The sequence below is a fragment of the Paeniglutamicibacter sp. MACA_103 genome (genome assembly GCF_045798555.1).
Classification (GTDB): domain Bacteria; phylum Actinomycetota; class Actinomycetes; order Actinomycetales; family Micrococcaceae; genus Paeniglutamicibacter.
Window position 1 is genome coordinate 87,200 of sequence record NZ_JBIXLN010000005.1, and the last position, 25,178, is coordinate 112,377.

Sequence of the window (25,178 nt, forward strand, 5' to 3'; positions counted from 1 at the left end):
CTACGAAAGCTGGTCAGGAAGATCGATGGTGTGCGAGATCGCAGGAACTGGCATCGATACGGTTTCATTGACGCTTTCCTGGATCGTCGAGTACCCGCCGACAACGAACCAGCCGACGAGTGCACCGAGGACCATGGTGCTGAGGGTCGCGGCCCAGCTCTTGCTGCGCCAGAAAACAATGCCCACAGCCAGGACGATAATGACACCGACACCGATGATGATTGTTCCCTTGCCTTGGTTGAATAGGCCGTTAATTTGCTCGAAAACGTTGGCGCCTACAACGAGGTTGTGGGATGCGGCGTTGGTGAGGTCGGAGATGTTCATTTTTTTGCTTCCTTTCGTGAAAGTTGGGCAGTGACCATTTGGTCATCGAGCCCGAGAGTGGTGATTTCCCAGCGCCCTGCTCGGGCGGTAAGGGTCATTTGAAAGTCGCCGAGCGCCTCAGTGGTTTTGGCGATGAGCAAGACTCGTGCGTTGACGCGGAGGGTTTCTCCGTCCGCGAGCTTCTCCCCCGGTTCACGGTCGCCGACAATGTATTCCAGTCGGGCTGAGGTGTAAGGGGCAGGCGATGTAGCAACGAAGTTTGTGCCGGGTGAAGAGAACCTGGCCAAGTCCCCGGCACCTGTCAGGTAGGCCTGTAGAAATCCTTCGACTGAGCCGATGATCGGCGTGTTGGCTGAAAGATCGCGTGAGTATCCGTCGAGCTTGGTACCTTTCGCTGGCTGGATCGCTCGTTCGCTTGGAAGGCCCAATACGAGAAGCTTTTGTTCGTCGTCGGTGACAAAGGAGACGTCGAAGGCCCTTAACTGCCAGGCCCCTTCTGCGTCTTTCACCTCAGCATTGACAGTGACCAGGTATGCGTTGTCCTGGATGAGCTGGATCTCGGCTGCCGTGACCTCGCGAATTTCGGAGCCTGTCTTTGGCAGCCTTGCGTCGGTCACGTTGATGTAGCGTGCAAGCCGCGCAGAATTATCGCTTGTGGCGGTCAGCCAGGAAGACACAAAACCCTCGGCAGTAGCCCTAGCCTGCTGGGCAGGGGTGGGCAAGGCCGCAGATTTTGCTTGCACGACCTGGGCCGGCGCTGCTGGAGACATCGACTGGGAGATATTTGAGGCGATAAAGGGATACACGACCAAACCGACAACCGCTATCCCGGTGAGTACTTTGTTCGACAGATTGTGGCCCTGGGTCCACGGCTCCGCCTGGATTAGCTTTTCCTGATCTGCTTCCGGCCGGCTCTTCGACCCACGAGACCCTTTGAAGCCAGTCCACAAGGAGGGCTTGGGCTTGTCGGTGGAATTCACCTTGCTCTTGCGTTTCATAGCTTCCCCTCCTCGCGGATGAAGGCCGCGGCACGTCGACCGCGTTCCATTTCGTCTGACATCAAGTAGGCCGCTAGGTTCTGTGCGGCTTGGGTATCGAAGGGCTCCTGCAGCACATCGGCGACTCTGCTTTCAAGCTGCTGCTCGGTAGAAATGACGACCTCGCTTTCACGGAAGAAATGCCCGAGGTCGTCACTAAGCTGCGGCTTCACATGCTCATCAGCATCATTGGCCCGATCTTTCATAGAGGTCCCCTGTCAAGAATTTTTTGACTTCTACCTACAGACAGCCCACCGAGGAACCGAAACCGGTCAAGAAGATCCGAACTTTTTTCCAAAACAAAAAAGCCTAGTCAGTGCGCAAAGGGTCGAAGAGGAATCTGCTCGTGACTTCCTGCTCGCACAAAGGATCCAGATTCGAATCCAGGGGTGCTGAGGAACGTGGAGCAGGACGAAAGGACGTGAGTGCCATGACCACCCTCACCCGCATCAACACCAGGCTGAACCATGAATGGGAAGCCCAGCACGCCCACCAAATTGCCGATTACGGATCCGCAGGGCCGATCACCGGTGCTGAGTATCTGCAGAAGATCTCAGAAGCATCGCAAGACGAACTTCGGGAAGCATTGAGTGCAGCAGTGGAAGGCAACCCAGCGGTGGAACGCGCCCTGCTGCACTACTTCCAGGGAATGGCTGTGAACGCCGCTGGGTACTCCAAGGGCCTGAGGTACCTCCGGTCCATCGGCCAGGCCGATGAAGCCCTCACAATCGCCGTGTACGCCCTCTGGGAGAGCATCAAGACGTACCCCGTCACCCGAACGACCTCAGCGACGGGGAATCTGCAAATGGAAATGCTCAAGCGCATTACTCGCTCCATGACGGCCAAGCTCCCCCAGATCATGGCTGAACAAAGCTTCGGAGACATTGCTGTTGCTGAAGCCATGTACTCCGAAGACCGTTTGGCCGATCGCACTGCAGCTGAAGTTCATCCCATGATGTGCAAGCCGCACGAAGACAGCTTTGGATCTCCGTGGGTGGAAGTGATGCGCGTACTTGAATGGGCGGTGAAGACCCATGCGCTGAACATTGAAGAAGCCAAGCTCCTCGGCCAGTACACCTCTTTCACAACCAAAGAACGTCACGTCCTTGCTGAAAGCCTGGGCCTAAGCAGCGGTGAACTGAGCGAACGTATCCAGGTTCTCAAACGTCGTCTGGCACGGAGATTGTCTAGTGCAGGCATTGAACGCGGAGCGCTGGTCTAGGGAGTTATCCACCAATCCACAGATTCGGCGGCCCCTACTAATGAATTTCCCCCATGTTTATTTAAGTCTTATGGGCCTCCTGAATCTAAGGAGCTGACTAGGGCAAATACAGGTGGGGCGTCACCGATTGCACGTGGTCAGCCGTCACCGATTGCACGTGGATAAGTCAGCAATATCAGAACAAGCGTCACCGATTGCACGTGCCGCATCGCAGTAATCACGCGGATTACTCCTCCCGAACAAGGTATTCACATCCCGAAAAATGGGGCGTCACCGATTGCACGTGGATAACTCTCGTCATCCACAGGAAGAAAGACCCATCATGACCACCAGTCCACAGCCACTCATTCAGCGTCGTCAGCTGCAGCTGATTGACCTGGCTAGCGAACTCGAAGGCGAGAAATTCCATGGACATTTCGCCTCCCGGATCATGGCTCAACTGTCACTGCCGTACAAGGATCCCCAAGGTGCCACGGAGTGGGTTCGCAGGAACAATGCGCTAACGCTAACGCTGACGCCGGGGCTTGTTACTTCGCCTGATGGCAGCCGAAACCGCGCCTACCCGTACGGCGTGATTCCGCGCTATCTCATGACCTGGATGACTACCGAGGTGGTTCGAACGAGGTCCCGTCAGATCTCCCTCGGGGATTCACTCACGCAATTTCTGGGCACCCTAGGAATGAACGGATCGGGTGCTTCTGGGCGTCGAGTACTGGATCAGTTGCACCGGCTGGCCGTAGCGAGCATAAACATCGAAGACGCTCGGGATTTAGGCACGCGATGGGCAATCACAGGAGAGAACTTCCATATCGCCTCACGATACGACCTCTGGTTCTCGACCAAGGAAATACCAGGGCAAGACCAGCTGCTTGGATCCACCATTACGCTGTCGGAACAGTTCTACGAGGAAGCACTCAAATCACCGGTCATGCTGCATCCACAGATTCTTCGAGCCCTATCAGGTTCAGCTATGCGGCTGGATCTGTATGTGTGGCTCGCCTATCGATTGCGGAGCCTGCAAAAGCCGACCACGGTGACATGGTCGCAGTTGGAAGCCCAATTTGGGTCCGAGTACAAGCACCAACGACAGTTTCGGGCTAAATTCCTGAGTCACTGGCGTGAGGTTCAAATATTCTTCCCCCAGAACACAACAGCGGCCCTGCCATCAGGACTACGCCTGAACAGAGCCGCCAAAGCAATTGTCTAGCTGCAATCGCTGCTAGGAATAGTGAGGGGTCTCCACTTTGAAGAGCAAGGCATAGACGGTCGAAACCAGGGCGCTCCGATTCGGGGCGCCCACTTCTGGCGCATATATGGAATCAAGCCACATCACTTGTTCGTCGGTCATCCTCAGCTGGATTTGGGTACCTCCTCCTCCCCCAGCACGCCGCTTACGGGCCGGGACACCGCTAGGCATTCCTTCGGGAAGGCCGGCCGGAGAAGACACGCTAAAACATGCCTTCAGCTGCTCTTTGGAGACTTCGCTCAGTCCCAGCATGAAGAGATCGGTGTATCCCAATCCGCGGTTCTTGGATTCCTTCTGCAAAGCCTTGTACACGTGCGGAGGTAGATACGCTGAATGATGATCCTGCTTGGCCTTTTGCGCAACTGGCTTCCTGCCCTGCATCTCCGAAGGAGTCACCGGGCCAGACGAATCGCCTGAAGCAGCATCGGGAACTGCCTGAGCACGATCAGCAACGGCTGGCTGTGGCGACCGCTTCTTCGGGGCCAGGAGCCCCTTCAACTGGTCCACTACAGGATCCTCAGGCTTCGGCTGCTCTTCGGCACCTGGCGCAAACATCGCGCCCAGATTTTTCCTAGCCATTGCTAATCTCCTCCTCGATTTCCGTCAAACGAGTCAGGACTTCTTGAGTCAGGGCAGTATATTCCTTCGCAAGCTCGCCCACGTTGGTCGCCAGCAGGCCATTTGCATCATCAGGGGATTCCCCCCGTTGCAGCGCCAACAGGCGATCCTTGACCGCTTCCTGCACCGCGGGCGAGAGCTCGTGAATCAGCTTTCCTTGGCGACGAGCGTCGATCGCGGCGGTCTCCTGATACCGGATCCTGGTGTTGAACACCGGGGCGGCATCTCCCAACATTTCATCCAGACGTTCACGAGTCTGACGAGCGATCCGGCGACTCATGCTTCCGATGCCGAAAAGTAGCGCTCCGGCCAAGCGGAGGTCCGGGTTGAAGTGCCGGGCTCGCATGAATTTATGGGCAGTATTTTCCACCGCATCCAAGGAACCATCATCGGAGCGTGTGGGAATGACAAGCGCGGACGATACACACAGGGCACCTTCGGTGATCCAGGGATCCCCTGGGGGCGTATCAATCACGATCAAGTCATATGGATCTGCGATAGCTCCCAAACTGAGGGAGAGCATGGACGCGAAGCCTTCGATGGCTGATTGTCCGCGGCTGAAAAGGATGCCTTGAAGGTCACGCAGCTCTTCGCCGCCAACAACGACGTCGAGATTCGGGCGGATCCCTTCGAGAATCGGGAGGGGATTTCCCTTGCGTAGGGCGTCAAAGAGTTCAGTGCCGGAATTCTTGGGGTAGCCCAAATCGCTGTGCAAGCTGCCTACGGGGTCCAGATCGATGATGAGGGTTTTGTATCCCGCGGATGCAGCTTGGCCGGCCACGTTGGCAGAGCAGGACGTCTTGCCCACTCCCCCCTTGTCGATGGCAAAGGTTGTGGCGCGAGGGATCGGGCGAATATCCACGGTTTGCGTGGTGGGAGCGAATGCATTAGCCATGGTGTCTCCTATGAATGATCTGACTCCCTGGATACTACCACCTTACATAGTTTGGGAATAGTTATGTACATAGTTTGCAAGTATTCATATCACTAGTTCTTCAACAAGTCACAAAATAGTCGCTGTACTATGTTAGCAACTAGTTAATACCTTGTGTTAGAACTAGTGGAGTAGTTAGGTAAAAACTAGGTAACAAGTTGTATCAGGAGTACTTCTACAACTAGTTTTTGGTGGCAAGTTTCCTTGAATCGACGCCGGGCGCGGAACATTCCAAGCGCTGAGGGAGCCCACAGAAACGGGGGGAGTGGAGCGATTCCTCTAGATGGGAGTGTTGCGCTCTGCTTGGACGCGGCCATTTCCAGGGTGCAAGAAATTCGGCGATCGCCCCAATTTCACCAAAAGGTGGCCTTTTGGGACGTCAGCCCGAAAAACGCCCTACGTGTATTCGCGATATCTACGGGGGAGTGCGGAAGCGGTACTTCATGTAGGCGAGAATATTAATTGAAGAGGCTTGACCGGAAAGGCCGCAAGGCAGGGCTATCCCAAAGAAGAAGCCTAAGTGTCACGCGGAAGGAGGACATTGGTGCGCAAGATCAAGAGCAACTCGGCGCAGCGCCCAAGGTTGACCGAGTACTGCACAGCTGTCCTTGTTCGGCGCTCGGGCGGTATGTCCCCGCTGAGGACCCCAGTGCCCTCCAGGACCTTCAGGTTCGACCGCACCGTGTGTTCGTTCAAGTCGAGCCGGGCGGCAATCGCCGGGATAGAGGCGGGCCCGCGGACCTGGAGGTCGCGAAGGATCAGCACGCGGGCCGCGGAGCCGAAGGTGCTGATGGCATGCGCCAGCTCGGTTGGTAGTCCGGGGTCGATTTTTCGCGGCATGTCCCCATCATTGCTTTTGAAGTTGCTCATGAGCAACTAGCCTAGATTTAAAATCTAGGTCGTGCTAGCGTGCAAAAGTCAGATCGTTCGTTATTTTCCAGGAGGCCACTCGTGACGGCACAAGTCACCGAAGACGACTCACCTTCCATCGCTAAGCCTGCAAAAGGCTTTCCTCAGCGATCGATGAGTCCAAAGATGCCCATGCGCCGCAAGGGATACATCGCTGCTGTGCTGATCCTGGCCATCATTGGGGCCCTGCTCGCCTGGATGGGTGTTCAGTCAAAGGGGAGCCATGAGGTCCTGAGCTTGAAAGCGGCCGTTTCGCGCGGCGAAGCGATCACGCAGGAAAATCTGACCTCTATTTCCGTAGGGGAGAACGCTCCAAACCTCATTCCTATCGATAGGTCCGCTGAGGTCGTTGGGATGAAGGCTCAAACTAATCTTTTTGCGGGCACTCCGCTCGTTGAAGGTTCTTACGCGCAGACCATGCCGGTGCCAGAGAATTTCAGCATTGTGGGCTTGGGGATGAAGCCGGCGAACTTACCCGCTCGTGAGTTGCTTCCGGGGGACAAGGTCCGGGTGGTCTACACCCCGTCTGGGGATCAAGGGGCGGCATCCGGTGAGCTTCCAGTAGTCAGCGCAATTGTGGAGCGCTTCCCGACCGTTAGTGAAGACTCGGAAGGAAATAGCGCGATGATTGTCGACGTCCGGGTGAAGATGCCTGATGCTCCACGCGTAGCTGCTTGGAGCGCAGCAGGCTCTGCCGGCCTGGTCTTGGACGGAGAGAAGTAGTCATGGCCGTCGTTTCCATCGCCAGTGTTGGTACGTCCCCTGGAATCACTACAACGGCTGTTGCCCTCGCTTTGGAATGGCCTCGACCAGTTGTCCTGGTTGAAGCCGACATTTCGAAGCCGTCGTCGGTCATTGCTGGTTTCATGCAGTGCCAGATTTCAGGTGTTCGTGGTTTGAGCACACTTTCCCAGATTGCCACCATTGGTCACCTCGACCGGGAATCGTTGCTGGGCTCCTGTGTCTCTCTGACCAGTACGGGGGAAGACCAGGGAACTGAAAAGCTTCTACTCCCAGCAGTTGCCAATCCTGAGGCTGCTGGCGGAATCACGACGCTTTGGGGGGAGCTTGCTGAATTGCTTTGTAGCTTGGATTCGTCCGGGGTCGATGCCATCGTGGATCTCGGCCGGTGGACCGGAAATCGTGACCGCCGTGTTGCATTGGCTGAACGTGCTGATGTCTTTTTGTATGGTCTTCAACCGACCTTTCCTGCCTTGGCAGCGATTGAATATGGGCGCAAGTCCATCGATCCCATCCGCGATGCAGTCGGTAGGGGAGACAGCTCATCTCTGGTGCTTTTTGAAGCTCCGGCCGGAGGAAGCACCAGCTCTGAGGTCCGCAAATTCCTGAACATGCCGGTCGCCGGAGAGATCCCCTTCTCACCCAAACGTGCAGCGGTATTTTCCCAGGGGGACCGGGCCACAAAAAAAGCCTTGCGGGATGGCTACATGGCTTCGATCCGATCTCTACGCGCAAAAATCACCAAGGACCTTTCAACGATTCGAGCAACGATGGAGGAGGAGATCGATGCCTGAGAATACTGCCGAGAGCACCGCGGCTCGGGAGATCCGCAGCCTGCCCTTCTTCGCTCCCGAGACGATCCCTCATCCTTCGGTGAGTGTTCCAGCATCTGCCAAGAACCATTTGTCTGGGGGAGCGGGTGCCGGCCGCCGCGTTGCCAGGGAAACCAGTGTCGTGAACGCCAGCGGGACCCTGACCTTTTCGGAGGACAGCGAAACATACTGGGAGACCATCACGGCTCTTCGTGGGCAGGCCGCCGAGCTACAGTCCCAAGAGCTGCTGCTACGCCCCGAGCTTGATAAGGAAGCCCGCGAACAGTTAGGGCGCCAGCACATCAAGCAGGTCGTGCTGGACAACGTGAAGCTTCAGATTAGGACCATGGGTCAAGAAGGCAGCTGGACCGAGGATACGCAGCGCAGTGTCGAGCGAACTCTCTTTGACTACATGTTTGGGCTCGGGCCGTTCCAGAAGTTCGTCGACGATCCCACCATTGAGAATGTGACTGTGATCGGTTGCGACGAAGTGTGGACTGAGCATGTTGGTGGCGAGATGCGTCGCCAAACACCGATTGCTCCGAGCGACCGGGTGTTGGTCGACGACGTGCAATTCCTGCTGAACCGCAAGGAAGAAGAAGCGCGTGCTTTTGACCAGGCACACCCCGACGTGGACGCGGACCTCATGGAAATGGTCCGTCTGGCCGGCGTCATCGCCCCGGTGACGCCACGACCCACGTTGGTTCTGCGAGTTCACCGCTTTCTGAACATCACATTGAGCGAAATGGTGGCCAAAGGGAACCTGACCGAGGCTGCCGCCCATTTCCTGAGAGTTCTCGTGGATGCAAAGCGTTCGGTCGTCATCAGTGGTTACGCCGGTGATGGCAAGACCACAATGCTTCGTGCCTTGGTCAACGAATTCGACCCCTACGAGCAAGTCATCACACTGGAGATGGAGCGCGAGCTTCACTTGCATCATCTGGAGAACCGGGTCGTTTCGCCGATTTCCTTGCAGTACCGCCCCGCTGGTGAATCAGGGGGAGTTGGCGAGTACACCATGTGGGATGCCAGCCGTAAGGCGCTACGCCTGAACGCGCAGAGACTGATTGTTGGTGAGGTCCGCGGCGATGAAATCGGGCCAATGATCCGTGCAATGCAGACCGGCGCAGGTAGCTTATCGACGGCGCACGCCGAGGACCCCGAAGACTGCGTTGAGGCCTTGGTAGGTCTGGCCAGCCAGACGTACACCGAGGAATACGCCAAGCGCCAGATCGCCAGGCACATTGATTTCGTGGTTCAGCTGAATCGCATCGAACAGCCCGACGGTACGAAATTGCGTAAGCTCACGCACATTTCCGAAGTCCTGCCTCATGAATCTACCGGTGTCGCAGTATTGGATATCTTCAAGCTTGATGAGGATAACGACGACGAGAATGCGCACTTCATCCGCCTCCCACAGGATGGCCGCATGCGGCGCAAACTGCAGCGCCACGGGTTGAACGAAGAGCTCCTGAGGAGGGATCTGCAATGAGCCCGATTCTTTTGCCCCTTGGAGTCTTTCTGCTGATTCTCAGCGTCGGCCTAACCGTGGTCTATTTCTTGCTGCGTCCAAAAACGAAGGCGAGGCAGACCGCCCCTATGCCAGGGTCTGTCAAACGCCTCGGAGCCCGATTTTCCAAGGCAGAGAGGGTACGTACGGGCGTCGCGTTCCTCGTGGCACTGATCTTCTTCCTGATCACGGGATGGGCGCCAGCCCTGATCCTTTTGCCGCTGGGTGCGCTCACGATTCCTACGCTCTTTTCCAACCGCGCTGAACGCCAGGTCATGGAGAAGCTTGAAGCACTGGAAGCTTGGACCCGATCGCTGTCCGGCCTTATTGGGGTTGGAACTTTCCTCGAAACCGCATTGAAGGCCTCGCAGACCAGTGCTGCGGAATCAATCCGTCCGATGGTCAAGAGACTCATCGCACGCCTTGACGGCGGGTGGACGCTGTCGGCCGCGCTGGAAGCCTTTGCAAACGAGGTCGACGACCCCACAGCGGATGTGATCATCATGAATCTGATGCTGGCAGCGAAGCAGCGTGGCTCAGGTCTAAGTGCAGCCTTGGAGAATATTGCCGAGAGCGTCCATGACGAGATCCGCGCACGCCACCAGATCGACACAGATCGTTCCAAGACTCGCCAAGACACCCGCATCATTGTCGTCGGTGTCGCAGTGATGCTGGTCGGGATGCCGTTCCTGCCCGTGATCGCCGAGCCGTACCAAAGCGCCACGGGACAGGTCATGTACATGGTGTGGGTAGGTGCGCTTTGCGCCGTCCTGTACAGCATGCACCAGATGACCAAACCGTACCGCGCGGCTCGCATGCTGGGAAGGAAAGCCAAATGATCCTTACAGTGATAGGCGGCGCATTGATCGGCGTAGCCGTAGCCGTACTTGTCTCACCACTATTTACAGCGCGGCCGAAGCTATCGGCCGCGATGGCCACCTTCGGATCCGAAGCCACAGCCGAGACCTCTTCAGGGGTTTCCAGGGATGACTGGAAAACCCGAATGGGCACCTGGGGAATGAAGCTGCCCCCGCTGCCGGTAGGACCGAAGGCCACGAAGATGGACCTGCAGCTCATCGGCCGTACTGAAGTAGACCACGCTTTCCAGAAGGTCCTTTATGCCTTCAGCACCACAGCCATATTGATTCTCTCAGCCGTTGTTCTGAGCGCGGCAGGAGTACCAAATGACCTCTTCTTCTTGGCCATTTGCTTAGGCTTCATGGCAGGATGGTCCGTCCCCGACCGGCAGGCGAGGGCCTTGGCCCAACGCGCTCGAAAGGAATTTGGGCGCGGTGTCGGCAGCTTCATCGAGTTGGTCGCTACCGAGGTCAAGCGAGGCGCTCATGTCACCGCTGCCGTGGCCAGTGCCTCCACCGTCAGCAACGACTCTTGGGTCTTCGTGCGAATCCGTCAGGTTTTGACTAGGGCCCAATACCAGCAGCAGCAAGTCTGGGACGCCCTGGATGACCTCGCCGCGGAAATCCACGTGCCAGAGCTCTCGGAGGCCGCCCGAATTGTCCGCCTAAGCGGCAAAGACGGGGCCAGAATATACGAGGCTCTGCGCGCGTCAGGAAAGAATCTGCGCATGCGAGCTCTAGCTGACGAGCACGAACAAGCCAACTTGGTCAGCGGCAAGATCGCCCGTCGTATCCAAGGGATCGTGATGATCTTCCTCGGAATGATCCTCACCGCACTCTTCATCAATATTTCTGCAAGCCCCTTCTGAAAGGAAAGAACAATGCGCAATCAAATCACTGACAAGGTGACCACCGCAGTACTAACCGCCGCCGCCTTCATCTCCGCCCAGGTGACCCCCTCCAAACTCAAGAGCGAGCATGGAAGCAACGACACCAGCAACTTCGGTTGGGTGTACATCGCGGTCATTGTGGTTGGTGTCGCCGTGGCCTTCTTCACCGGAAAAGCCCAGGAATGGATGGGCAAGATCGACGATATGGGTTGGTGGTAAACCGCCATGAGCAAATCAGCCGCAGATCAGAAAAGGGAGCGTGGTAGCTCCAACGTCGAGGGGATGCTGTATGTCCCGATGATGCTCATTCTGATCTTCGGCCTCATCCAGTTCGGATTGGTGATCCACGCCAGCCAAAAAGCACATGCAGTGGCGGCGGCCGCTTACAACGTGGCCCGCTATGAGGGATCCACCGCGTCCGACGGCCGCCGCGCGGCAGCTGGGCTTCTGGACAGATACGGCATGGATCTACCGGCCGATGCAGTCAACGTTACAAAGACGGCAACCGAAGTTCGGGCCAGCGTGAAGGCTAAAGCACCGTCTCTGTTCCCCTTCCACGAAGGATGGACCATCGACCAGGAGGTTTCAGGACCTACCGAAAGGATCATTGCGCGATGAAGAACGAGACACGCTGCTCTGAGCGGGGAAGTCAATCGGTGAGCGCGTTCTTCGCGATTCCGGTGATTTTCCTCTTCTTCCTGCTGGTCCTTTACGCGGGAGTCGTAGGTACCGCGAAGCACGCGGTGCAGTCAGCTGCTAACTCAGCAGCTAGGGACGCGTCCCTAGCCAGGACAGCCGGATCTGGCGAATCTGCCGGGGAAAAGGCAGCCAACAGGGTACTCGATCAGCGTGGGATTGATTGCGCCTCGTCCAGTGTCAACATCGATACTTCCCAATTCGCGCCCGTCGGAACGGATCCCGGAACCGTGCGGGCCACCGTGACCTGTGACGTGGTTTTCGTCGGTATCAATACCGCGAGCTTGCCTGGCGCCCGAACAATCTCCGCAGACGGTATGTCCCCCGTGGACGCTTTCCGGGAAAGGTAAGCGGTCATGAGAAAAAAGTGGTGGCGCAGCGAGCGCGGCGAAGCTCCATCGATCCTCTTGTTCGGGATGGTTCCCATCATCCTCATGGTCATTGGCCTGTATATCGACGGAGGAGGCGTGATTAATGCCCAGGAACAGGCCACCCTGGTCGCACAATCGGCCGCTCGGGCAGGAGTGAACGGCGGCATCACGGCTGACACCACTCTCAGCCCATCCCTCGCAAGGGAAGCAGCCCAGAAATACCTAGCCACGTCGGGTGTCGAAGGTAGCGTGGCCGTACAAGGACAAACGGTAAGTGTGCGTGCTGTAGTCACTTACCACCCCGAATTCCTTCCTATCGGACCAAAGCAAGGCATCGGCATCGGCGAAGCACGAGCTTTCAGGCCAGGACAGTAGAAAGAGCGAACATCATGAAGAAGCCAGTACTAATTACCGCATCCGCCGCCGCCCTGGCGCTCCTCCTGGCCGGCTGCAACACAGCCGGTGGTACGTCCCCGACCGAATCAGCGACGGCGAGCGCGAGCCCGTCGGTTTCGGCCTCGGCATCGGGCACTCCCTCGGCGAGCGCGGAGCCGTCGGCCGAGGTGTCGGTGTTTGAGCCTGTGACGACGAAGCCTGGTCCTGACGATGTGTCGGTGAATGCTGCTTTCGAGACTTTCGAGAAGCTGACTGAGGTCTACAACACGCAAGCGCATGTACAGGATGACTCGACCGATGATTTGGCGAAGTTTGCGACTGCGGATCAGTTTGCTCAGGATATTGGAATTCTGAGAGATACGAAGAAGAAGAAGCTGAAGGTTGTTGGTGATGTGAAGGTGGAGAAGCTCTCTGGCTATTCCACGGAGGTCACCGAGGGGGGTAAGAAGCTGAAGGATCATTTTGTCTACCTTGAGATCTGTAACGACACCTCAGCGGTGGATATCACTTTGGCCAATGGCAAGAAGGGTGGGAAGCCTGAGCTGAAGCGCGCGGTTATCGAGGTTCAGGCGAAATTCGATACGAAGCGCGGGCAGTGGCTTGTTGGTAAGACGGTATTCAAAGATGGCGGTGTCCCTTGTTAGCCCGAAGGTTTATGAGTGCTCTGGCTGCTAGCAGTGTGCTGCTTGCTTTGGGTTTGGTGTCACCGGTTTCGAGTGCATCTGCTCAGCCTGTTGGGAAATCTGCGAATTTGGTTTGTGATGCCCGAGGTAACTGTGAGTCTCAACAGCAACAGGATGGTTCTGATGGGGAGAGTAACCAGTCTCGTCCCATTGGGAATCCGAAGGATCCTGAGAGTGATTTCAAGCCGGGCCCGACGGAGTGTAAGAACGAGCATGGGACGAAGATCCCGTGTAAGCACGATAGCAAGGGTGTATGGAGCGGCGGGGACAACTGCTATTGGCGATTGCAGAGTCCACAGGATCCGCCGCCTGCTGGGAGGGACGCCGGCGAAGGTGCTTGGTATGTGTGTACTCCTGCGGATACGGATTGCACGCATTTGGACCCGGTGGATGACCAGGTCGAGTACATGTTGTGTCAGCAGCGTCGCGATTTCTTCTCTCCGCGGCCTGAATGGCGGAACTCCCCACCTCCTGGGGTTAATCAGTTGACACCTGATCAGGCAGCAAAGCGTTTCATCGATACGTTCCAGCTGGAAGGCGTGGATTTCACTTCGACGGTTTCTGCGAAGGACTCCGGGGCTGTGAACCTCCCGGTATGGCTGTGGGTTCCTGAAGCCAAACAGAAGGAACTGAATTGGGGTCCGTACGAGCGCTCGAAGACGCTTGGCGGTGTGAGTATCACTGCTGAAGCGAAGGTCGTGAATGTCGTGTACACCATGGGCGATGGTGGACGCGTGACATGCAATGGGCCGGGTGTCGCGTGGGAGAAGGGGTCAGGGAAGACTTCGTCGCCCAGCTGCGGCTACCGGTACCAGAAGATGAGCCCTGGCGAAGGGTCAAGGCCTTATGACATTGGGGCTCGTGCGACGTGGAAGGTTTCGTGGTCTGGTGGGGGTCAGTCCGGTGTGGTGACCACGTATACGGAGTCGACGGGGCCTGGATATGTGGGGGAGCTGCATGTGCTCAATAGTCGAGACTGATCTCGAATTTGCTTCGGAAAAAGAATCCTAGAGCCATGACCGGTTTGCCAATCGCGAGGGGCTATCTCACCTGTGAAGGCACTCCATGTGCCCCACAAGGTGGTACGTCCCCCTTGGCGCCCTGGTTCGACGAATGAGGTCCCTGATGAAAATAATCAAAGGCCTAGCCGCCCTAACAGTCCTCCTCGGCCTCGTAGCCGGGGTACCCATCGCGCTCTTCGCCTTGGCCGGAAACCCGCTGGAGCGGTTGCCCGAGGTGCTTCAGCTGCTGTCGCGTCCCGACTATGGCGGCATCATCTTCTTCTCCACCATCCTGCCAATCATCGGCTGGGCCCTGTGGGCATTCTTCACCCTGTCAGTGGCCATCGAGATCCCGTCAGCTGTCCGAGGAATCAAGGCACCGCGGATTAGGGGCCTCGGATCCATGCAGGGCGTCGCCGCCACCCTCTTGGCAGCCGTGATCGCACTCTTCGGCGTTGTAGGCCCCGCCAACGCTGCCACCTTCGATACCAGCAGCCAGAGCTCACACATCGTCATCACTGCGCCGCAGCAGGCAGGGGGACATACCACCGACCAGGCGCAAGCCGCCGCGGCCGCGCAGAAAACCGACTCACCGGAGACCTTCACCCACACCGTAGAGTCCGGGGACACCCTCTGGGGCCTGGCAGAAAAGCACCTCGGTGATGGCCTGAAATACAAGCAGATCCAAGACTGCAACCCGGGCATCCTCGACGCTGATGAAATCTATACCGGGGATCAGATCAACATCCCCGTCGCCCAAATTGCGCCAGTTGAAAAGACGCAGCCAAAGCCCGCACCGAAGGCAGAAACCCCAGATACCACTACCTCTGAAAAAAGCGCGCCAGGGCAGTTAGCTGTCGACACGCAAGACCGCAGCAGCGCAGTGGAGAACGCGCTCAGCGCCCCAGCACCGGAACCTGTCCAGGAAACCCCACCGCCGGCCCAAGAACAGGTGTCTGAGGACGACAGCGCCATGGGAGACACCTTCCTGCAAACGACTGCGGGTATCGGCGGGCTGCTGGCCGCTGGTCTGCTGGCCCTGATCGGCAAACGCCGCTGGCACCAGCGCCGCCTGCGCAAAGCCGGCCAACGCACCTCCCCAGTTAGCGCCGCTGCCGCCAGTACCGAACGCGAAATACGCGATGTGGAAGCCCCGATCACCCAAGAGAAGATCGACCAAGCCCTGCGGGTCCTGGCCACCTGGGCCACCGAAAACGGTACGTCCCTACCCAAGATCTTTTGCCTACGCGCCAGTACCGGCGCACTGACCTTCTACCTTTCCGAACCCAAAGACCTCCCTGAGCCCTGGGCCAAGGAAGACGACGAAGGTACTGTGTGGAGTCTTCATCCCATGGACGTCCCCGAGCCAGAGGCCTACACAGACGCCCCCTACCCCGCGATGGTCACGATCGGCGAAGACACCAAGGACGCCCAGATCCTCATTGACGCCGAGTACATCGGAGCATTGGGCATCGAGGACCACCACAACGGATCAAGCCACCACATCCTCACGGCGTTGGCCGTCGAGTTGGCCTGCTCCCCATGGTCGGAACAGCTGACCATTAGCCTGTGTGGCGTTGCCGATGACCTGCCAGAAGCCTTGGGCACCGGGCGGGTCACCAGCTACGCCACCATCAACGAACTGCTGACCATGCTCCAGGGCAGGGCCGCCGACGTTCGAGCCGCCATGCACGCGGCCGGAGTGTCCTCCTTGCACGAAGCCCGCACGCTCCCGGGCCAGTCGTGGATGCCGGAAATCGTTTTGCTGGGTGTCGAGCCCACCGAGCGCCAGCGCCATCAGCTCATGGATCTCGTTGGCCAAATTCCTCGCCTTGGCATTGCAGCCATTACTGCAGGATTTACCCTCGGCGATTGGAAACTCTCCGTCGACTCCGAGGGCTATGCCACTTTGGCCCCGGTGGGCCTGATGCTCAAACCGCAGAAAATCATCCCCGAGCAGCAAGAAGCGATCATCGAGCTGCTCGCACAGAGCGCGGCTGAAGCTGAAGACCTCGATGATGGTACGTCCCCCGATGCCGGTGAAACCCCGGCCGCTGTCGAGGACGTCGTGATCCACATTCACCACGTCGACGCTCCTTCCTCTGGATTCGACGCCGATGGATTGCAGAACGTTCCCATCCAGCCTCAGGATGAGCCTGTTGCTGAACCCGTCGAAGATCTGGCTACTGAACTCCCTGTCACGGACGACCAGGAGAGCATCGAACAGCCTGTCGCGGAAACTCCGACCATACCGCTGGAGGCCTCGGGTGCTTCCCCTGATGACGAACACGCGGCACCCGTCGCAGAAACTGAACCCGACGAAGAACCTGTGCTTGCCACCGTGATCCACCTTGACGATCGGGATCTTCAAGAGACTGCTGGCGACGCCGAGCTGCAGCCGGCCGACAACGGTATGTCCCCGCTCCAGGTATCACTTGGCAGCCTAGATCCTGACGCCACCGAACTGCTCGGCATGGTCTCAGGCGACACCACCGTGATCCGCCTGCTGGGAACCGTGGAAATACTCAACGCCCGAGGCGTCGAACCAACGTCCCCCTCTACCGGCAAACCCGCGCCGGGAACCACCGCACGCTGTGTCGGACTGCTGGCATACTTGGCACTGCACCCGGGGGCCACCACCGAACAGTACAACGAAGCCTTCTGGCCCAACACCGAAGTATCAGGCGCGAAAGCCGCACAGAACCGCAACAAGCTCTCGAACCTCACCCGCGCGTACCTTGGCCAAGCCGAGGACGGGACGATGCTCTTCCCCCACGCACGGGACGAACGGTACCGCCTCGATGAGCAAGTGCTGTGTGACTGGACAATCTTCACCCGACTGATCGGGGACAACGTCCAGACCGTCTCCCTGCCTCGCCTGGTCGCAGCCCTCCGCCTGGTACGCGGTGCGCCCTTCGAAGGGATCCGCCCGAAGAACTATCTGTGGAACGAACGCAATATGACCGAGATGATCGAAGTCATTTCCATGGCCGCCCACGAGCTGGTCGACCGCGCCATGGCCAAGAACGATGCCCAGTTGGCCCGCCTCGGGGCCCTGGTCGGACGTACCGTTGACCCAGCCAACGAACAGGCCTGGCGCGACGCCATCACCGCTGAGCATTTGGCCAAGGACCGCAGCGGCGTGGAAGAGATCGTCGAAAAGTTCCACGACTACCTCGGAGCCTTCGACGAGGACAGCGAGCCGGAGGACGAAACCCAGCAACTGCTCAACGAGCTACGCGAAGTTGGCTACCGTGTCGCCTAACCCGACGTCACCGGCGGGGGTGCAACGCCTCAAGAGCTTCCTCGGCGAAGAGAGCCGTCGCATGAAAGACAGCGACGGTATGTCCCCGGCAGTGAGCATCCCACTCAGCGTCCTGGTTGGACTGGGCGGGGTGCTGGCATTCCAGGAGACCATCTTGATCTTCCTGGTTCCAGCCACGGTCCTGTCGCTCGTCTTCGGGGCCTTGACCAGCCTCAAAGACCTCAAGACACGTCGTGTCCCCGACGCCTACACCCTGCCCTGGACCGCAGGACTGGTCGCCGCATTGGTACTCACCGCCGCGATCCTTCCCGAAGGTGGCGCCATGCTGGGACAGACAGCGCTGCTTGCCGCAGCCCACACGGGGTTCTATCTGCTGCTGCTGGTGTGCAAGGCGACCAGCATGGGGGACGTCAAGCTCAGCGTGCCCCTGGGGCTTCTGATAGCCCCTTTCGGCGCAGGTCCGCTGCTATGGGCCGTGGCCTTGGCTGCAGCGACCGGCCTGGTCCACGGGCTCGTGCTGAAAAAACGAGGCCACAAGAGTTACCCGGCCGCCCCCCATATGGTCGTCGCCGGCCTTTTCGTCACCACCGCCCTCGTCCTCACCGAACTGTCCCAGGCATTCGCCTAGAAGAAGGTGCCCCATGCAGAAACAACGCAAAGCGCAATCGGCGAGCGCCGGCCCCGCTGCCGTTGAGGTGTCGAGGGCTTCGTGGGGGTATGTCCCTCGGGCTGCTTGGGTCATGGCTGAGGCGTTCGCGCGTCATTCGCCGGCGGCGTGGTTGATGAGTGTTCTTTCGTACCCCAATTTCTTGGTCAGTGCTGTTGAAGGGAAGCTGCGCGGCAAGCTCTACGCGTGGCATGGCGTTGTTGGTGTGGTGAGCCCGGTGGTTCTGAGGTGGTGGCAGAAGCTGTGTGCTGTGGCGACTGTTTTGGTGGTGGTTGCGGGTCCGTATTTCTTGGTGATGGCTTTTGCGAAAGGCGCTGTGTGGCTGCCCTTGCTCATAGGTTCACTGTTCTACATGGTGCTGCCTTTGCTGACGATCTTTCTGCAGGGTGCTCCGCGGTCACGCCGGGAAGGGGGGCGAAAGGATCTGCTGGCCGTGTTGGGTCCTGCTGGTGTGGAGTTGGGTTGTTTGGCGCGGGGAAAAAAGTCTGAATCGGGTGACGGGAAACGCTTCATTGTTGGGCTATCCAACGAGTACCAGCGTCTTGCTCCGGTAGGGCTGGTGGCTCATACCGATAGGCACATTCGTCTTTATCGGGGGATGGGGTACCGGCAGATCGGGGATGGCCTGGGCATGGAATATAAGCCTGCAGGAGACCGCGCCTAAAGAGGGTACGTCCCCTGCTCGATCTGCAGGGGATCTCATGTTTGAAGTGTTCACCAAGCCTGGATGCGGACAATGCTTTGGGCTTCATATGTACTTGGAGCGGCACGAGGTGCCCTCTGTCTTCCACGATGTGAGTGAAGACCCGGTTGCTCGCGCGCGGATGGTCAAGATGGGGTATTCCCAGGTGCCTGTCGTGCTCAACACGGAGACCGGGGAGCACTGGTACGGGTTCGACGTCATCCGTCTACAGCGTTCCATCCAGGGCGTTCCCGCGGCTGCCGCGGTTCAGGCGTAAGGCGGTATGTCCTCATGGGTGCCTACCTTACTGAAGCGATGTATGAGGCTGCTTCGTTTGTGCTGCTTTTCAGTTGTGTGGGCGTTGTGCCCTGGACCTTCCGAAGGAGGGGCCGGCGATAACAGTGCAAATCCACGCGCAAGTTAATGTGCTGCCGTACCCGCTTCCTTTGGACATCCAGGGCGAGTTGCTCCATGCATCCACTGTGAGCCTTGAGCAGGGTATCGCCACCATCAACGAGGTCCACCAGGCGATGGTTCGGCGGTATGCCTGCCGCCTCTCAGCAACTTCGGCATGGGATGACCAGGGGCAGCTTCTGAGGGTCTTCGGCTTGCCGGAGCTCGTGGAGGCTTTGAATGTGGGCCTCGGCCCGGATCAGGACAATCATCCGACGGTGGCGGCGCTTCATGACATCCTTCGGCGCGGCCGCGCTGTAGGGATCTTTGTGCTGCTCTCCCACACCACCGGGCCAGAGCTCCGCGGTATGTCCCCGACTGCCGGCGGTCCTCATGGAAAGGAAACGACATGAACACCGCCCCCTATTCTTCGAAAGAACCCCACGCGCTTCAATCCGGTCTAAAGCCAGCACTCCTCTGGATCGTTCTCCACACGCTGAGACTGACTTGGAGGGCGTGCTTCATTGCTGTCTTTTACTTAGCGCTCACCCAGGAGGTCGGCGCCACCTTTGGCGGGGTTATCACGGCACTGTTTCTTGGGGGTGTTCTGGCGTTCATCGGGAAAATCGTGGTCCGCACCTGGGCGGAACGTACTTATCCGCCGCGGACCTACACGGTGGAAACGGCTCATCAGATGCCAACAGAACTGCCCGAGTTGACGGTGAGGATTCTTAGAGCTGCATTCTATTGGGTGGGTCTTAGTCTGTTGCTTCCGCTGATCACCGATGAAAATATGCAAGCGGTCGTGGTGTCTTTGCTGCTAATTGCAGCGATTTTTGCTTTGGGTCAAACCATTCGAGATTGCCAAGATCTGGGACCAGCTCGGCAAATGCCATGGGCGTTCGTTTTGGTGAGCCTGGCCGAATGCATCGTCGTGCCGGCCATGGTCCTATCCCTGAATCCCACCCTGATGGAGAGCGCCGTCTTCTGGCGCTACGCAATGTTCTGGGCATCGCTCAGCCTCATTTACCTCGCGCTTCGGTGGGGCATCCGCATCATGTTGGGTTCAGCTTCTCCCGCAGCACGCCCAGTGCAAGCCGCCTAGTTAGAAGCAGTGCACACCCCGAGTCGCGCGAAAACAACGAAAGCAAACCAATTCAGCAGGAGAAGAACCATGGAAGCACACACCGAAATCCCCAGCCTTGACCAGTGTTGGACACCGGCAACCGACGGCCATCTGTATGTGGCAGGGGAGGCCAAGGCGGAGAATACCACGGCCCTGAAACACTGGGCCCGCGAACTTGCCGAAGATTCATGGGAAGTTTGGGGCCTGGGGGACCAGACAGAACTCGCAGAACTCAGCGCAGCAGGTGGCGGGGTCTTTGGAAGCGGCGAGGTGCGTCAGTTCGAAGTGAAAATGCGCGAAATCTGCGAACAGATGGACCGCCGATATGCGCACCTAGAGAACCGAAAGAACGTAGAACTTTCACCAGTGGCCATAGTCGTGGATGACCTGGACCGAGTCCTCAACCGGGCTGCCAACGATCCTGAGCTACAGGGCCCAGTGGAGGGGATCCGCTTTTCACTTGCCGCCTGTCAACGCATCGGCCGCACGGTGGGAGTGCACGTGTTGAAGACCGTGCACAGTGGGCCAGAGCTAGGGGCAGACGAAATGGCTATGGGGAAGCTGGTACACGTGACCCTAGCCCGGATCTTTCATCGGGTACCCGATGAAAGATCCGGGCTAGGTACAATACCGTTTACTTAGTCTTCGGCTGTGTTAATCTTTTGGAATGGCACGTAGTGGATGGGTGAAGCCCGAAGGTTCCGAGCGGTTAGGCGATCACGTCTCCCTGGGCGTACTCACGCGGGTGTTCCCGCCCCGGGAGGTGGACGCGGCGATTGATCGCACCGGTGTGGCCGGGCAACGCAACAGGTTGCTTCCGGCGCGGATGATGGTCTATTACGTGATGGCACTGGCCATGTTCTCCTCCGGCTCCTACGAGGAAGTCATGCGCTCCGTGCTGGCCGGGATGGAATGGATCACCGGCCGGTTCAGGGAATGGACGATGCCGACGAAGGCCGCGATCTTCAAGGCCCGCACCCGCCTGGGATCGACGGTGATGATCGACCTGTTCGATGCCTGCGCCAAGCCGGTGGCTGCCGCGGGTGGGCCCGGTTTTTACCGGCAATGGCGGTTGGTGAGCATTGACGGGACCGTTCTGGACATCCCGGACACCGCGGCGAACGAACGTACCTACGGGCGCCCCGGAACCAACACCGAGGCCAAGAGCGCCTACCCGCAGGCCCGTCTCCTGGGGCTGGTCGAATGCGGTACCCACGCGGTCATCGGGGCGGTGGTCTCCGGGTGCGACACCGCCGAGCAGACCATGTACCCAGGGCTCCTGCACAGGCTCCAGCCGGGCATGCTGGCAATCGCCGACCGAGGATTCTTCAGCTACGAAGCGTTCAAGCTAAGCATCGAGACCGGCGCCCAACAATTGTGGCGGATGAAAGGCAATGCGGTGCTGCCCGCGCACGAGGAATTCGCCGACGGGTCCTACCTTTCGGCCGTCTATGAGGGCACGAAGCAGCGGCGTCACAACACGGACCCGATCCCGGTGCGCGTGATCGAATACACCGTCACCACCGGCCAGGACGTTGGGGATTTCCTGTTGATCACCACCATCCTGGACCCGGCCGAGGCGCCGGCCCAGGACCTCGCCGAGGCCTATGCCCAACGCTGGGAAATCGAGTTGTGTTTTGATGAGATTAAGACCCACCAACGTGGCCCTTCCCTGGTGTTGCGTTCCAAGACCCCCGATGGGGTCCTGCAGGAAATCTACGGCTATCTCTGCGTGCATTACGCCCTGCGGTCCCTGATCGGCGAAGTCGCCCGCGATCTTGACGAGGACCCCCTGCGCATTTCCTTCACGCGAACCCTCCGGGCCGCACGGCGAACATTGGCCGCGCGCCCGGCTTTTTCCCCCTAAAAAACATGCCGAAGCCTTCGCCATTTTCTGTCGGGAAATCCTGCATGAACTGCTGCCGCCTCGGCGGCAGCGCAGCAACCCCCGCGTCGTGAAACGCAAGATGTCCAGCTGGCCACTCAAACGCGTTCCCAAAGTTACTAAGTAAACGGTATTGGGGCTAGGTAGAGCTCCTTGAACCACCGCATCGAATCCGCAGTGAGCGGAAAGCCTGACTCGAGCCGACCGTATGAGGGGGACTCCGAGGCCAAACTTGCCACCGGGTAGAAAAGCAGCTGTCCGATCACGGCCGTCCCGGATACGGCGCAACGCGGGTCGGATGCCAGTACCGTGGCGAGGTTGCCGCCGGCGCTATCCCCGGCGACAAGGACGCGGTGAGGATCCCAGCCCTGTTCAGCCGCGTGTATACATATGTACCCCAATGCTGCGATGCAGTCTTGCAGGGGCACCGGGAATGGATGCTCGGGTGCCAGCCGGTACTCCACAGCCACGAGATCGATTCCGCTGGCGAATGCCAGTTGCCGACAGATCAGGTCGTGGGTTTCCAGCGAACCAATGGCCCAGCCACCACCGTGAACAAACAGCATGACGGGTCTGGGGCCCGAGGCTTCGCTGAAAGGCGAATAGTGGCGTAGGCGGATTGAGCCATTCTCAATGGGGCAAACCAGGTCCTCCACATGGGGCAATTCCTGAAAAGGGAGCCCGTTTGCGGCGCAACCAACCTCGTAGGCGCCGCGTGAATCGGCCAGCGACAGGTCATGGAAACCGATCGAACCGTTTTGGCGGAATGCGGAGATCAGGGCAACTGCGTCGTCTGCCACCAACGCGAGCGGCAGTTGATCCCGCACCGTACCGCTCATGATCGGGCATTTTCCGGTGCACGAAGGGCAGCACCAGAAAGGACGTAATCTCGGGTGTTGAAGTCACCGGCCAGGGAACGATATTCCTCTACGGTTCCGGACCAATTGTTGATTACCTTGCCGTTGGCGTTTTTGTACCAGCTGGAGCAGTCGGCGGAGAAGGCAGACCCCTCCATCTCTTCCTGAAGATTAGCGTTGTACGTTGCTAGTACGCGTCCGCGCACTTCGACTGATGAACCGGGAACCGGCAGAAGGCGAGCCAGCGCCTGGAGTATGTAGCTCTGCTGGATTTCCAGCATGGTGATGATGGAATTGTGGTTCAAGTTGGTGTTGGGTCCGTAGATCATGAAGAGGTTCGGGAAACCGTCCACCGTGATGCCGAGGTAGGCTTCTGCGCCGTCTGCCCAGCGGTCTTTTAAATCGTCGCCGGAGGCACCGATGATGCGCAGGTCTCCGTGGAATGCCTGGGAATCGAAGCCAGTCCCGAAGATCACCACGTCTGCTTCGTGGACAGCTCCGTCCCGGGTACGGATCCCTTCGCGGACGAAAGAATCAACTGACGCGGTTACCAGATCGACGTTCTCACGCATCAAGGCTGGGTAGTAGTCATCGGTGCGCAAGATTCGCTTGCAACCGAACTCGTAATCCGGGGTCAGCCGGGCCCGCAATGCTTCATCCGGGACCTGAGCGGCCAGGTGGGCCATTGCCTGTTCAACACCGGCGAGCTGGGCGTCGGTGGCGAGTCGCGTGCGCTCGAATCCGTTCTCCCTGAACTCGTGGAGGTTTTCGCGAGACTGTTCGAAGGTGGACGGATCCTCCTCGAAGGCGTCCAGCTGTTGCTCGCTGAATATTACTTGGTTGCGGGGCATGATCCAGTTGGCACTGCGTTGGAAGACTCTCAAGGAACCGGCGACCTTCGCGACTTCGGGCACGTACTGCACAGCGCTGGCGGCTGAACCGATGCTGATCACTTTTTTTCCGGCCAAATCGATGGAGCGGTCCCACCTGGCCGAGTGGAAGACTTGCCCTCCGAATTCGGCCAATCCTGGAATAGCCGGGATCGAAGGAGCATTTAGTTGGCCCCAAGCGGGAATGAACACGCGAGCGGTTATTTCGCCGGAGCCTGCAATCTGTAAACGCCAAAGTGCTGCATCGCTGTCCCACGTCGCACTGGTGACCTCCGAATTGAAACGAAGGTGCCCACCAAGCTCAAAATGGGCGGCAAATCGGTCCAGATACCCCAGCAATTCGTCGCGGTCGGCGTACATCCGACTTACCCTGAGGTGCGGAAAGAAGCTGTAGCAGTAGAGATGCGCCTCGGTATCGCATGCCGCGCCCGGGTAGGAGTTTTCACGCCACACGCCGCCAAGACCTGGACCCTTTTCCAAGATTGTGAAGTCATTGATTCCGGCCTTTTTGAGCTGTGCACCCATGCCCAGCCCGCCGAACCCGGCACCTAGGACCACGACGTCGCAGTGCATCGATTCGTTGTTCATTCATGCTCACTTTCCTTCTGGCTCATTTCAAATGTGACAACCTGCCGGATTACCGTGCCGGAGGCCAACGCGTCCATGCCCTCATTGATGTCTTCTAGCCGGATCTCACGGGAAATGAGCTTTTCTAGGGGAAGGCGACCCTCTCGCCAAAGCTGCTCGAATCGCGGGATGTCGCGCTTGGGAACGGCTGATCCTAGGTAACTTCCAACTATGGTCTGAGCCTGTGCCGTCAGCGACAGCGGTTCGATACTGGCCATCGCCCCGGGGGCTGGCAGCCCCACCGTAACCAGCGTTCCACCAAGACCGAGTAGCTGGTAAGCGGTTTCGAAGGCGCCCGGATGGCCTACAGCCTCCAGCACAACGTCGGCGCTCACCGACCGTTCAATGGCCTCTGTGGGGCTGTAAGCTGCATCTGCACCCCATTCGCGTGCAAGTTCGAGCTTTGATTTCTGGGCGTCGACGGCGACGACACGGCGGCATCCAGTGGCCAATGCAGTCAGGAGTCCTGCCATTCCTACGCCTCCAAGTCCAACTACGGCGACGGTGCTTTGGCTTGTAATCGCCCCTGCATTCAGCAG

General features: G+C 58.6%; 27 protein-coding genes and 1 pseudogene. 19 read left to right on the plus strand and 9 right to left on the minus strand.

All coding sequences use genetic code 11. The features are described 5' to 3' along the window. From ACIPVK_RS03850 to ACIPVK_RS03860, 3 genes are read right to left on the minus strand one after another with little or no spacing between them, the layout of a single operon-like run. Positions 1-324: a hypothetical protein gene (locus ACIPVK_RS03850; protein ID WP_407610657.1), complete on the minus strand. Its 324-nt coding sequence runs from the start codon at positions 322-324 to the stop codon at positions 1-3. Next, positions 321-1,322 carry a conjugal transfer protein gene (locus ACIPVK_RS03855; protein ID WP_407610658.1) on the minus strand — a complete coding sequence of 334 codons (1,002 nt, stop codon included), beginning with the start codon at positions 1,320-1,322 and terminating at the stop codon, positions 321-323. Before ACIPVK_RS03855 ends, ACIPVK_RS03850 begins: the two co-directional genes overlap by 4 nt. Continuing rightward, entirely contained in the window at positions 1,319-1,567 is a 249-nt protein-coding gene (locus ACIPVK_RS03860) for a hypothetical protein (RefSeq protein ID WP_407610659.1), read from the minus strand. Before ACIPVK_RS03860 ends, ACIPVK_RS03855 begins: the two co-directional genes overlap by 4 nt. A 224-nt stretch (positions 1,568-1,791) precedes the next feature. Here ACIPVK_RS03860 and ACIPVK_RS03865 point away from each other — a divergent pair, with 224 nt between their 5' ends. After that, entirely contained in the window at positions 1,792-2,583 is a 792-nt protein-coding gene (locus ACIPVK_RS03865) for a hypothetical protein (RefSeq protein ID WP_407610660.1), read from the plus strand. Positions 2,584-2,905: 322 nt separating this feature from the next. Next, positions 2,906-3,790 carry a replication protein RepA gene (locus ACIPVK_RS03870; protein WP_407610661.1) on the plus strand — a complete coding sequence of 295 codons (885 nt, stop codon included), beginning with the start codon at positions 2,906-2,908 and terminating at the stop codon, positions 3,788-3,790. Between the two features lie 12 nt (positions 3,791-3,802). On the opposite strand, the gene ACIPVK_RS03875 is transcribed toward ACIPVK_RS03870, so the two are convergent. The 3 genes from ACIPVK_RS03875 to ACIPVK_RS03885 form a co-directional block, all read right to left on the minus strand. After that, entirely contained in the window at positions 3,803-4,408 is a 606-nt protein-coding gene (locus tag ACIPVK_RS03875) for a hypothetical protein (RefSeq protein ID WP_407610662.1), read from the minus strand. Continuing rightward, positions 4,401-5,342, minus strand: a complete 942-nt coding sequence (locus ACIPVK_RS03880) for a ParA family protein (RefSeq protein WP_407610663.1) — start codon at positions 5,340-5,342, stop codon at positions 4,401-4,403. Before ACIPVK_RS03880 ends, ACIPVK_RS03875 begins: the two co-directional genes overlap by 8 nt. 555 nt (positions 5,343-5,897) lie before the next feature. Next, on the minus strand, positions 5,898-6,251 hold the full coding sequence (locus tag ACIPVK_RS03885; RefSeq protein ID WP_407610664.1) for a hypothetical protein: 354 nt from the start codon (positions 6,249-6,251) through the stop codon (positions 5,898-5,900). A gap of 81 nt (positions 6,252-6,332) precedes the next feature. Between ACIPVK_RS03885 and ACIPVK_RS03890 the strand changes: the two genes are divergently transcribed. The 17 genes and pseudogenes from ACIPVK_RS03890 (at position 6,333) to ACIPVK_RS03970 (ending at position 22,247) form a co-directional block, all read left to right on the plus strand. Continuing rightward, on the plus strand, positions 6,333-7,013 hold the full coding sequence (locus tag ACIPVK_RS03890) for an SAF domain-containing protein (protein WP_407610665.1): 681 nt from the start codon (positions 6,333-6,335) through the stop codon (positions 7,011-7,013). Between the two features lie 2 nt (positions 7,014-7,015). Then, positions 7,016-7,825, plus strand: coding sequence for a hypothetical protein (locus ACIPVK_RS03895; protein ID WP_407610666.1), 810 nt, complete (start codon positions 7,016-7,018; stop codon positions 7,823-7,825). Beyond that, the gene (locus ACIPVK_RS03900) at positions 7,818-9,335 is read left to right on the plus strand and encodes a CpaF family protein (protein ID WP_407610667.1); all 1,518 of its coding nucleotides are present in this window, start codon (positions 7,818-7,820) and stop codon (positions 9,333-9,335) included. The genes ACIPVK_RS03895 and ACIPVK_RS03900 overlap by 8 nt, the downstream gene beginning before the upstream one ends. After that, entirely contained in the window at positions 9,332-10,192 is an 861-nt protein-coding gene (locus tag ACIPVK_RS03905) for a type II secretion system F family protein (protein WP_407610668.1), read from the plus strand. Before ACIPVK_RS03900 ends, ACIPVK_RS03905 begins: the two co-directional genes overlap by 4 nt. Beyond that, positions 10,189-11,079: a type II secretion system F family protein gene (locus tag ACIPVK_RS03910; protein ID WP_407610669.1), complete on the plus strand. Its 891-nt coding sequence runs from the start codon at positions 10,189-10,191 to the stop codon at positions 11,077-11,079. The genes ACIPVK_RS03905 and ACIPVK_RS03910 overlap by 4 nt, the downstream gene beginning before the upstream one ends. A 12-nt stretch (positions 11,080-11,091) precedes the next feature. Continuing rightward, on the plus strand, positions 11,092-11,319 hold the full coding sequence (locus ACIPVK_RS03915; protein WP_407610670.1) for a hypothetical protein: 228 nt from the start codon (positions 11,092-11,094) through the stop codon (positions 11,317-11,319). A gap of 6 nt (positions 11,320-11,325) precedes the next feature. Next, positions 11,326-11,718 carry a TadE/TadG family type IV pilus assembly protein gene (locus ACIPVK_RS03920; RefSeq protein WP_407610671.1) on the plus strand — a complete coding sequence of 131 codons (393 nt, stop codon included), beginning with the start codon at positions 11,326-11,328 and terminating at the stop codon, positions 11,716-11,718. A gap of 434 nt (positions 11,719-12,152) precedes the next feature. Beyond that, positions 12,153-12,542: a pilus assembly protein TadG-related protein gene (locus tag ACIPVK_RS03925; RefSeq protein WP_407610672.1), complete on the plus strand. Its 390-nt coding sequence runs from the start codon at positions 12,153-12,155 to the stop codon at positions 12,540-12,542. Between the two features lie 14 nt (positions 12,543-12,556). Beyond that, complete coding sequence (locus ACIPVK_RS03930; protein WP_407610673.1) at positions 12,557-13,207, plus strand: hypothetical protein; 651 nt, start codon at positions 12,557-12,559, stop codon at positions 13,205-13,207. Between the two features lie 1,164 nt (positions 13,208-14,371). Next, entirely contained in the window at positions 14,372-17,512 is a 3,141-nt protein-coding gene (locus ACIPVK_RS03935; protein ID WP_407610674.1) for a LysM peptidoglycan-binding domain-containing protein, read from the plus strand. A gap of 91 nt (positions 17,513-17,603) precedes the next feature. Then, complete coding sequence (locus tag ACIPVK_RS03940; RefSeq protein ID WP_407610675.1) at positions 17,604-18,140, plus strand: prepilin peptidase; 537 nt, start codon at positions 17,604-17,606, stop codon at positions 18,138-18,140. A gap of 13 nt (positions 18,141-18,153) precedes the next feature. After that, on the plus strand, positions 18,154-18,843 hold the full coding sequence (locus tag ACIPVK_RS03945; RefSeq protein ID WP_407610676.1) for a hypothetical protein: 690 nt from the start codon (positions 18,154-18,156) through the stop codon (positions 18,841-18,843). A 37-nt stretch (positions 18,844-18,880) separates the two neighbouring features. Next, a pseudogene (locus ACIPVK_RS03950) lies at positions 18,881-19,027 on the plus strand (glutaredoxin family protein); the annotation flags it as partial. A gap of 235 nt (positions 19,028-19,262) precedes the next feature. Then, positions 19,263-19,667 (plus strand): hypothetical protein, encoded by a 405-nt coding sequence (locus tag ACIPVK_RS03955; RefSeq protein ID WP_407610677.1) that lies wholly within the window; start codon positions 19,263-19,265, stop codon positions 19,665-19,667. Continuing rightward, entirely contained in the window at positions 19,664-20,359 is a 696-nt protein-coding gene (locus tag ACIPVK_RS03960) for a hypothetical protein (protein ID WP_407610678.1), read from the plus strand. The genes ACIPVK_RS03955 and ACIPVK_RS03960 overlap by 4 nt, the downstream gene beginning before the upstream one ends. Positions 20,360-20,428: 69 nt before the next feature. Further along, positions 20,429-21,022, plus strand: a complete 594-nt coding sequence (locus ACIPVK_RS03965) for a hypothetical protein (RefSeq protein WP_407610679.1) — start codon at positions 20,429-20,431, stop codon at positions 21,020-21,022. A 25-nt stretch (positions 21,023-21,047) separates the two neighbouring features. Beyond that, the gene (locus tag ACIPVK_RS03970; protein WP_407610680.1) at positions 21,048-22,247 is read left to right on the plus strand and encodes an IS4 family transposase; all 1,200 of its coding nucleotides are present in this window, start codon (positions 21,048-21,050) and stop codon (positions 22,245-22,247) included. A gap of 137 nt (positions 22,248-22,384) precedes the next feature. On the opposite strand, the gene ACIPVK_RS03975 is transcribed toward ACIPVK_RS03970, so the two are convergent. From ACIPVK_RS03975 to ACIPVK_RS03985, 3 genes are read right to left on the minus strand one after another with little or no spacing between them, the layout of a single operon-like run. After that, positions 22,385-23,104, minus strand: coding sequence for an alpha/beta hydrolase (locus ACIPVK_RS03975; RefSeq protein ID WP_407610681.1), 720 nt, complete (start codon positions 23,102-23,104; stop codon positions 22,385-22,387). Next, positions 23,101-24,600 carry a flavin-containing monooxygenase gene (locus tag ACIPVK_RS03980; protein ID WP_407610682.1) on the minus strand — a complete coding sequence of 500 codons (1,500 nt, stop codon included), beginning with the start codon at positions 24,598-24,600 and terminating at the stop codon, positions 23,101-23,103. The genes ACIPVK_RS03975 and ACIPVK_RS03980 overlap by 4 nt, the downstream gene beginning before the upstream one ends. Next, the gene (locus tag ACIPVK_RS03985; protein ID WP_407610715.1) at positions 24,597-25,112 is read right to left on the minus strand and encodes a zinc-binding dehydrogenase; all 516 of its coding nucleotides are present in this window, start codon (positions 25,110-25,112) and stop codon (positions 24,597-24,599) included. The genes ACIPVK_RS03980 and ACIPVK_RS03985 overlap by 4 nt, the downstream gene beginning before the upstream one ends. Between the last annotated feature and the right edge of the window lie 66 nt (positions 25,113-25,178).

Coding starts and splice junctions, on each gene's coding strand:
- ACIPVK_RS03850 (WP_407610657.1), bottom strand. CDS start 324: ATGAACATCTCCGACCTCACCAACGCCGCATCCCACAACCTCGTTGTA.
- ACIPVK_RS03855 (WP_407610658.1), bottom strand. CDS start 1,322: ATGAAACGCAAGAGCAAGGTGAATTCCACCGACAAGCCCAAGCCCTCC.
- ACIPVK_RS03860 (WP_407610659.1), bottom strand. CDS start 1,567: ATGAAAGATCGGGCCAATGATGCTGATGAGCATGTGAAGCCGCAGCTT.
- ACIPVK_RS03865 (WP_407610660.1), top strand. CDS start 1,792: ATGACCACCCTCACCCGCATCAACACCAGGCTGAACCATGAATGGGAA.
- ACIPVK_RS03870 (WP_407610661.1), top strand. CDS start 2,906: ATGACCACCAGTCCACAGCCACTCATTCAGCGTCGTCAGCTGCAGCTG.
- ACIPVK_RS03875 (WP_407610662.1), bottom strand. CDS start 4,408: ATGGCTAGGAAAAATCTGGGCGCGATGTTTGCGCCAGGTGCCGAAGAG.
- ACIPVK_RS03880 (WP_407610663.1), bottom strand. CDS start 5,342: ATGGCTAATGCATTCGCTCCCACCACGCAAACCGTGGATATTCGCCCG.
- ACIPVK_RS03885 (WP_407610664.1), bottom strand. CDS start 6,251: ATGAGCAACTTCAAAAGCAATGATGGGGACATGCCGCGAAAAATCGAC.
- ACIPVK_RS03895 (WP_407610666.1), top strand. CDS start 7,016: ATGGCCGTCGTTTCCATCGCCAGTGTTGGTACGTCCCCTGGAATCACT.
- ACIPVK_RS03900 (WP_407610667.1), top strand. CDS start 7,818: ATGCCTGAGAATACTGCCGAGAGCACCGCGGCTCGGGAGATCCGCAGC.
- ACIPVK_RS03905 (WP_407610668.1), top strand. CDS start 9,332: ATGAGCCCGATTCTTTTGCCCCTTGGAGTCTTTCTGCTGATTCTCAGC.
- ACIPVK_RS03910 (WP_407610669.1), top strand. CDS start 10,189: ATGATCCTTACAGTGATAGGCGGCGCATTGATCGGCGTAGCCGTAGCC.
- ACIPVK_RS03915 (WP_407610670.1), top strand. CDS start 11,092: ATGCGCAATCAAATCACTGACAAGGTGACCACCGCAGTACTAACCGCC.
- ACIPVK_RS03920 (WP_407610671.1), top strand. CDS start 11,326: ATGAGCAAATCAGCCGCAGATCAGAAAAGGGAGCGTGGTAGCTCCAAC.
- ACIPVK_RS03925 (WP_407610672.1), top strand. CDS start 12,153: ATGAGAAAAAAGTGGTGGCGCAGCGAGCGCGGCGAAGCTCCATCGATC.
- ACIPVK_RS03930 (WP_407610673.1), top strand. CDS start 12,557: ATGAAGAAGCCAGTACTAATTACCGCATCCGCCGCCGCCCTGGCGCTC.
- ACIPVK_RS03935 (WP_407610674.1), top strand. CDS start 14,372: ATGAAAATAATCAAAGGCCTAGCCGCCCTAACAGTCCTCCTCGGCCTC.
- ACIPVK_RS03945 (WP_407610676.1), top strand. CDS start 18,154: ATGCAGAAACAACGCAAAGCGCAATCGGCGAGCGCCGGCCCCGCTGCC.
- ACIPVK_RS03960 (WP_407610678.1), top strand. CDS start 19,664: ATGAACACCGCCCCCTATTCTTCGAAAGAACCCCACGCGCTTCAATCC.
- ACIPVK_RS03965 (WP_407610679.1), top strand. CDS start 20,429: ATGGAAGCACACACCGAAATCCCCAGCCTTGACCAGTGTTGGACACCG.
- ACIPVK_RS03970 (WP_407610680.1), top strand. CDS start 21,048: ATGGCACGTAGTGGATGGGTGAAGCCCGAAGGTTCCGAGCGGTTAGGC.
- ACIPVK_RS03975 (WP_407610681.1), bottom strand. CDS start 23,104: ATGAGCGGTACGGTGCGGGATCAACTGCCGCTCGCGTTGGTGGCAGAC.
- ACIPVK_RS03980 (WP_407610682.1), bottom strand. CDS start 24,600: ATGAACAACGAATCGATGCACTGCGACGTCGTGGTCCTAGGTGCCGGG.
- ACIPVK_RS03985 (WP_407610715.1), bottom strand. CDS start 25,112: ATGGCAGGACTCCTGACTGCATTGGCCACTGGATGCCGCCGTGTCGTC.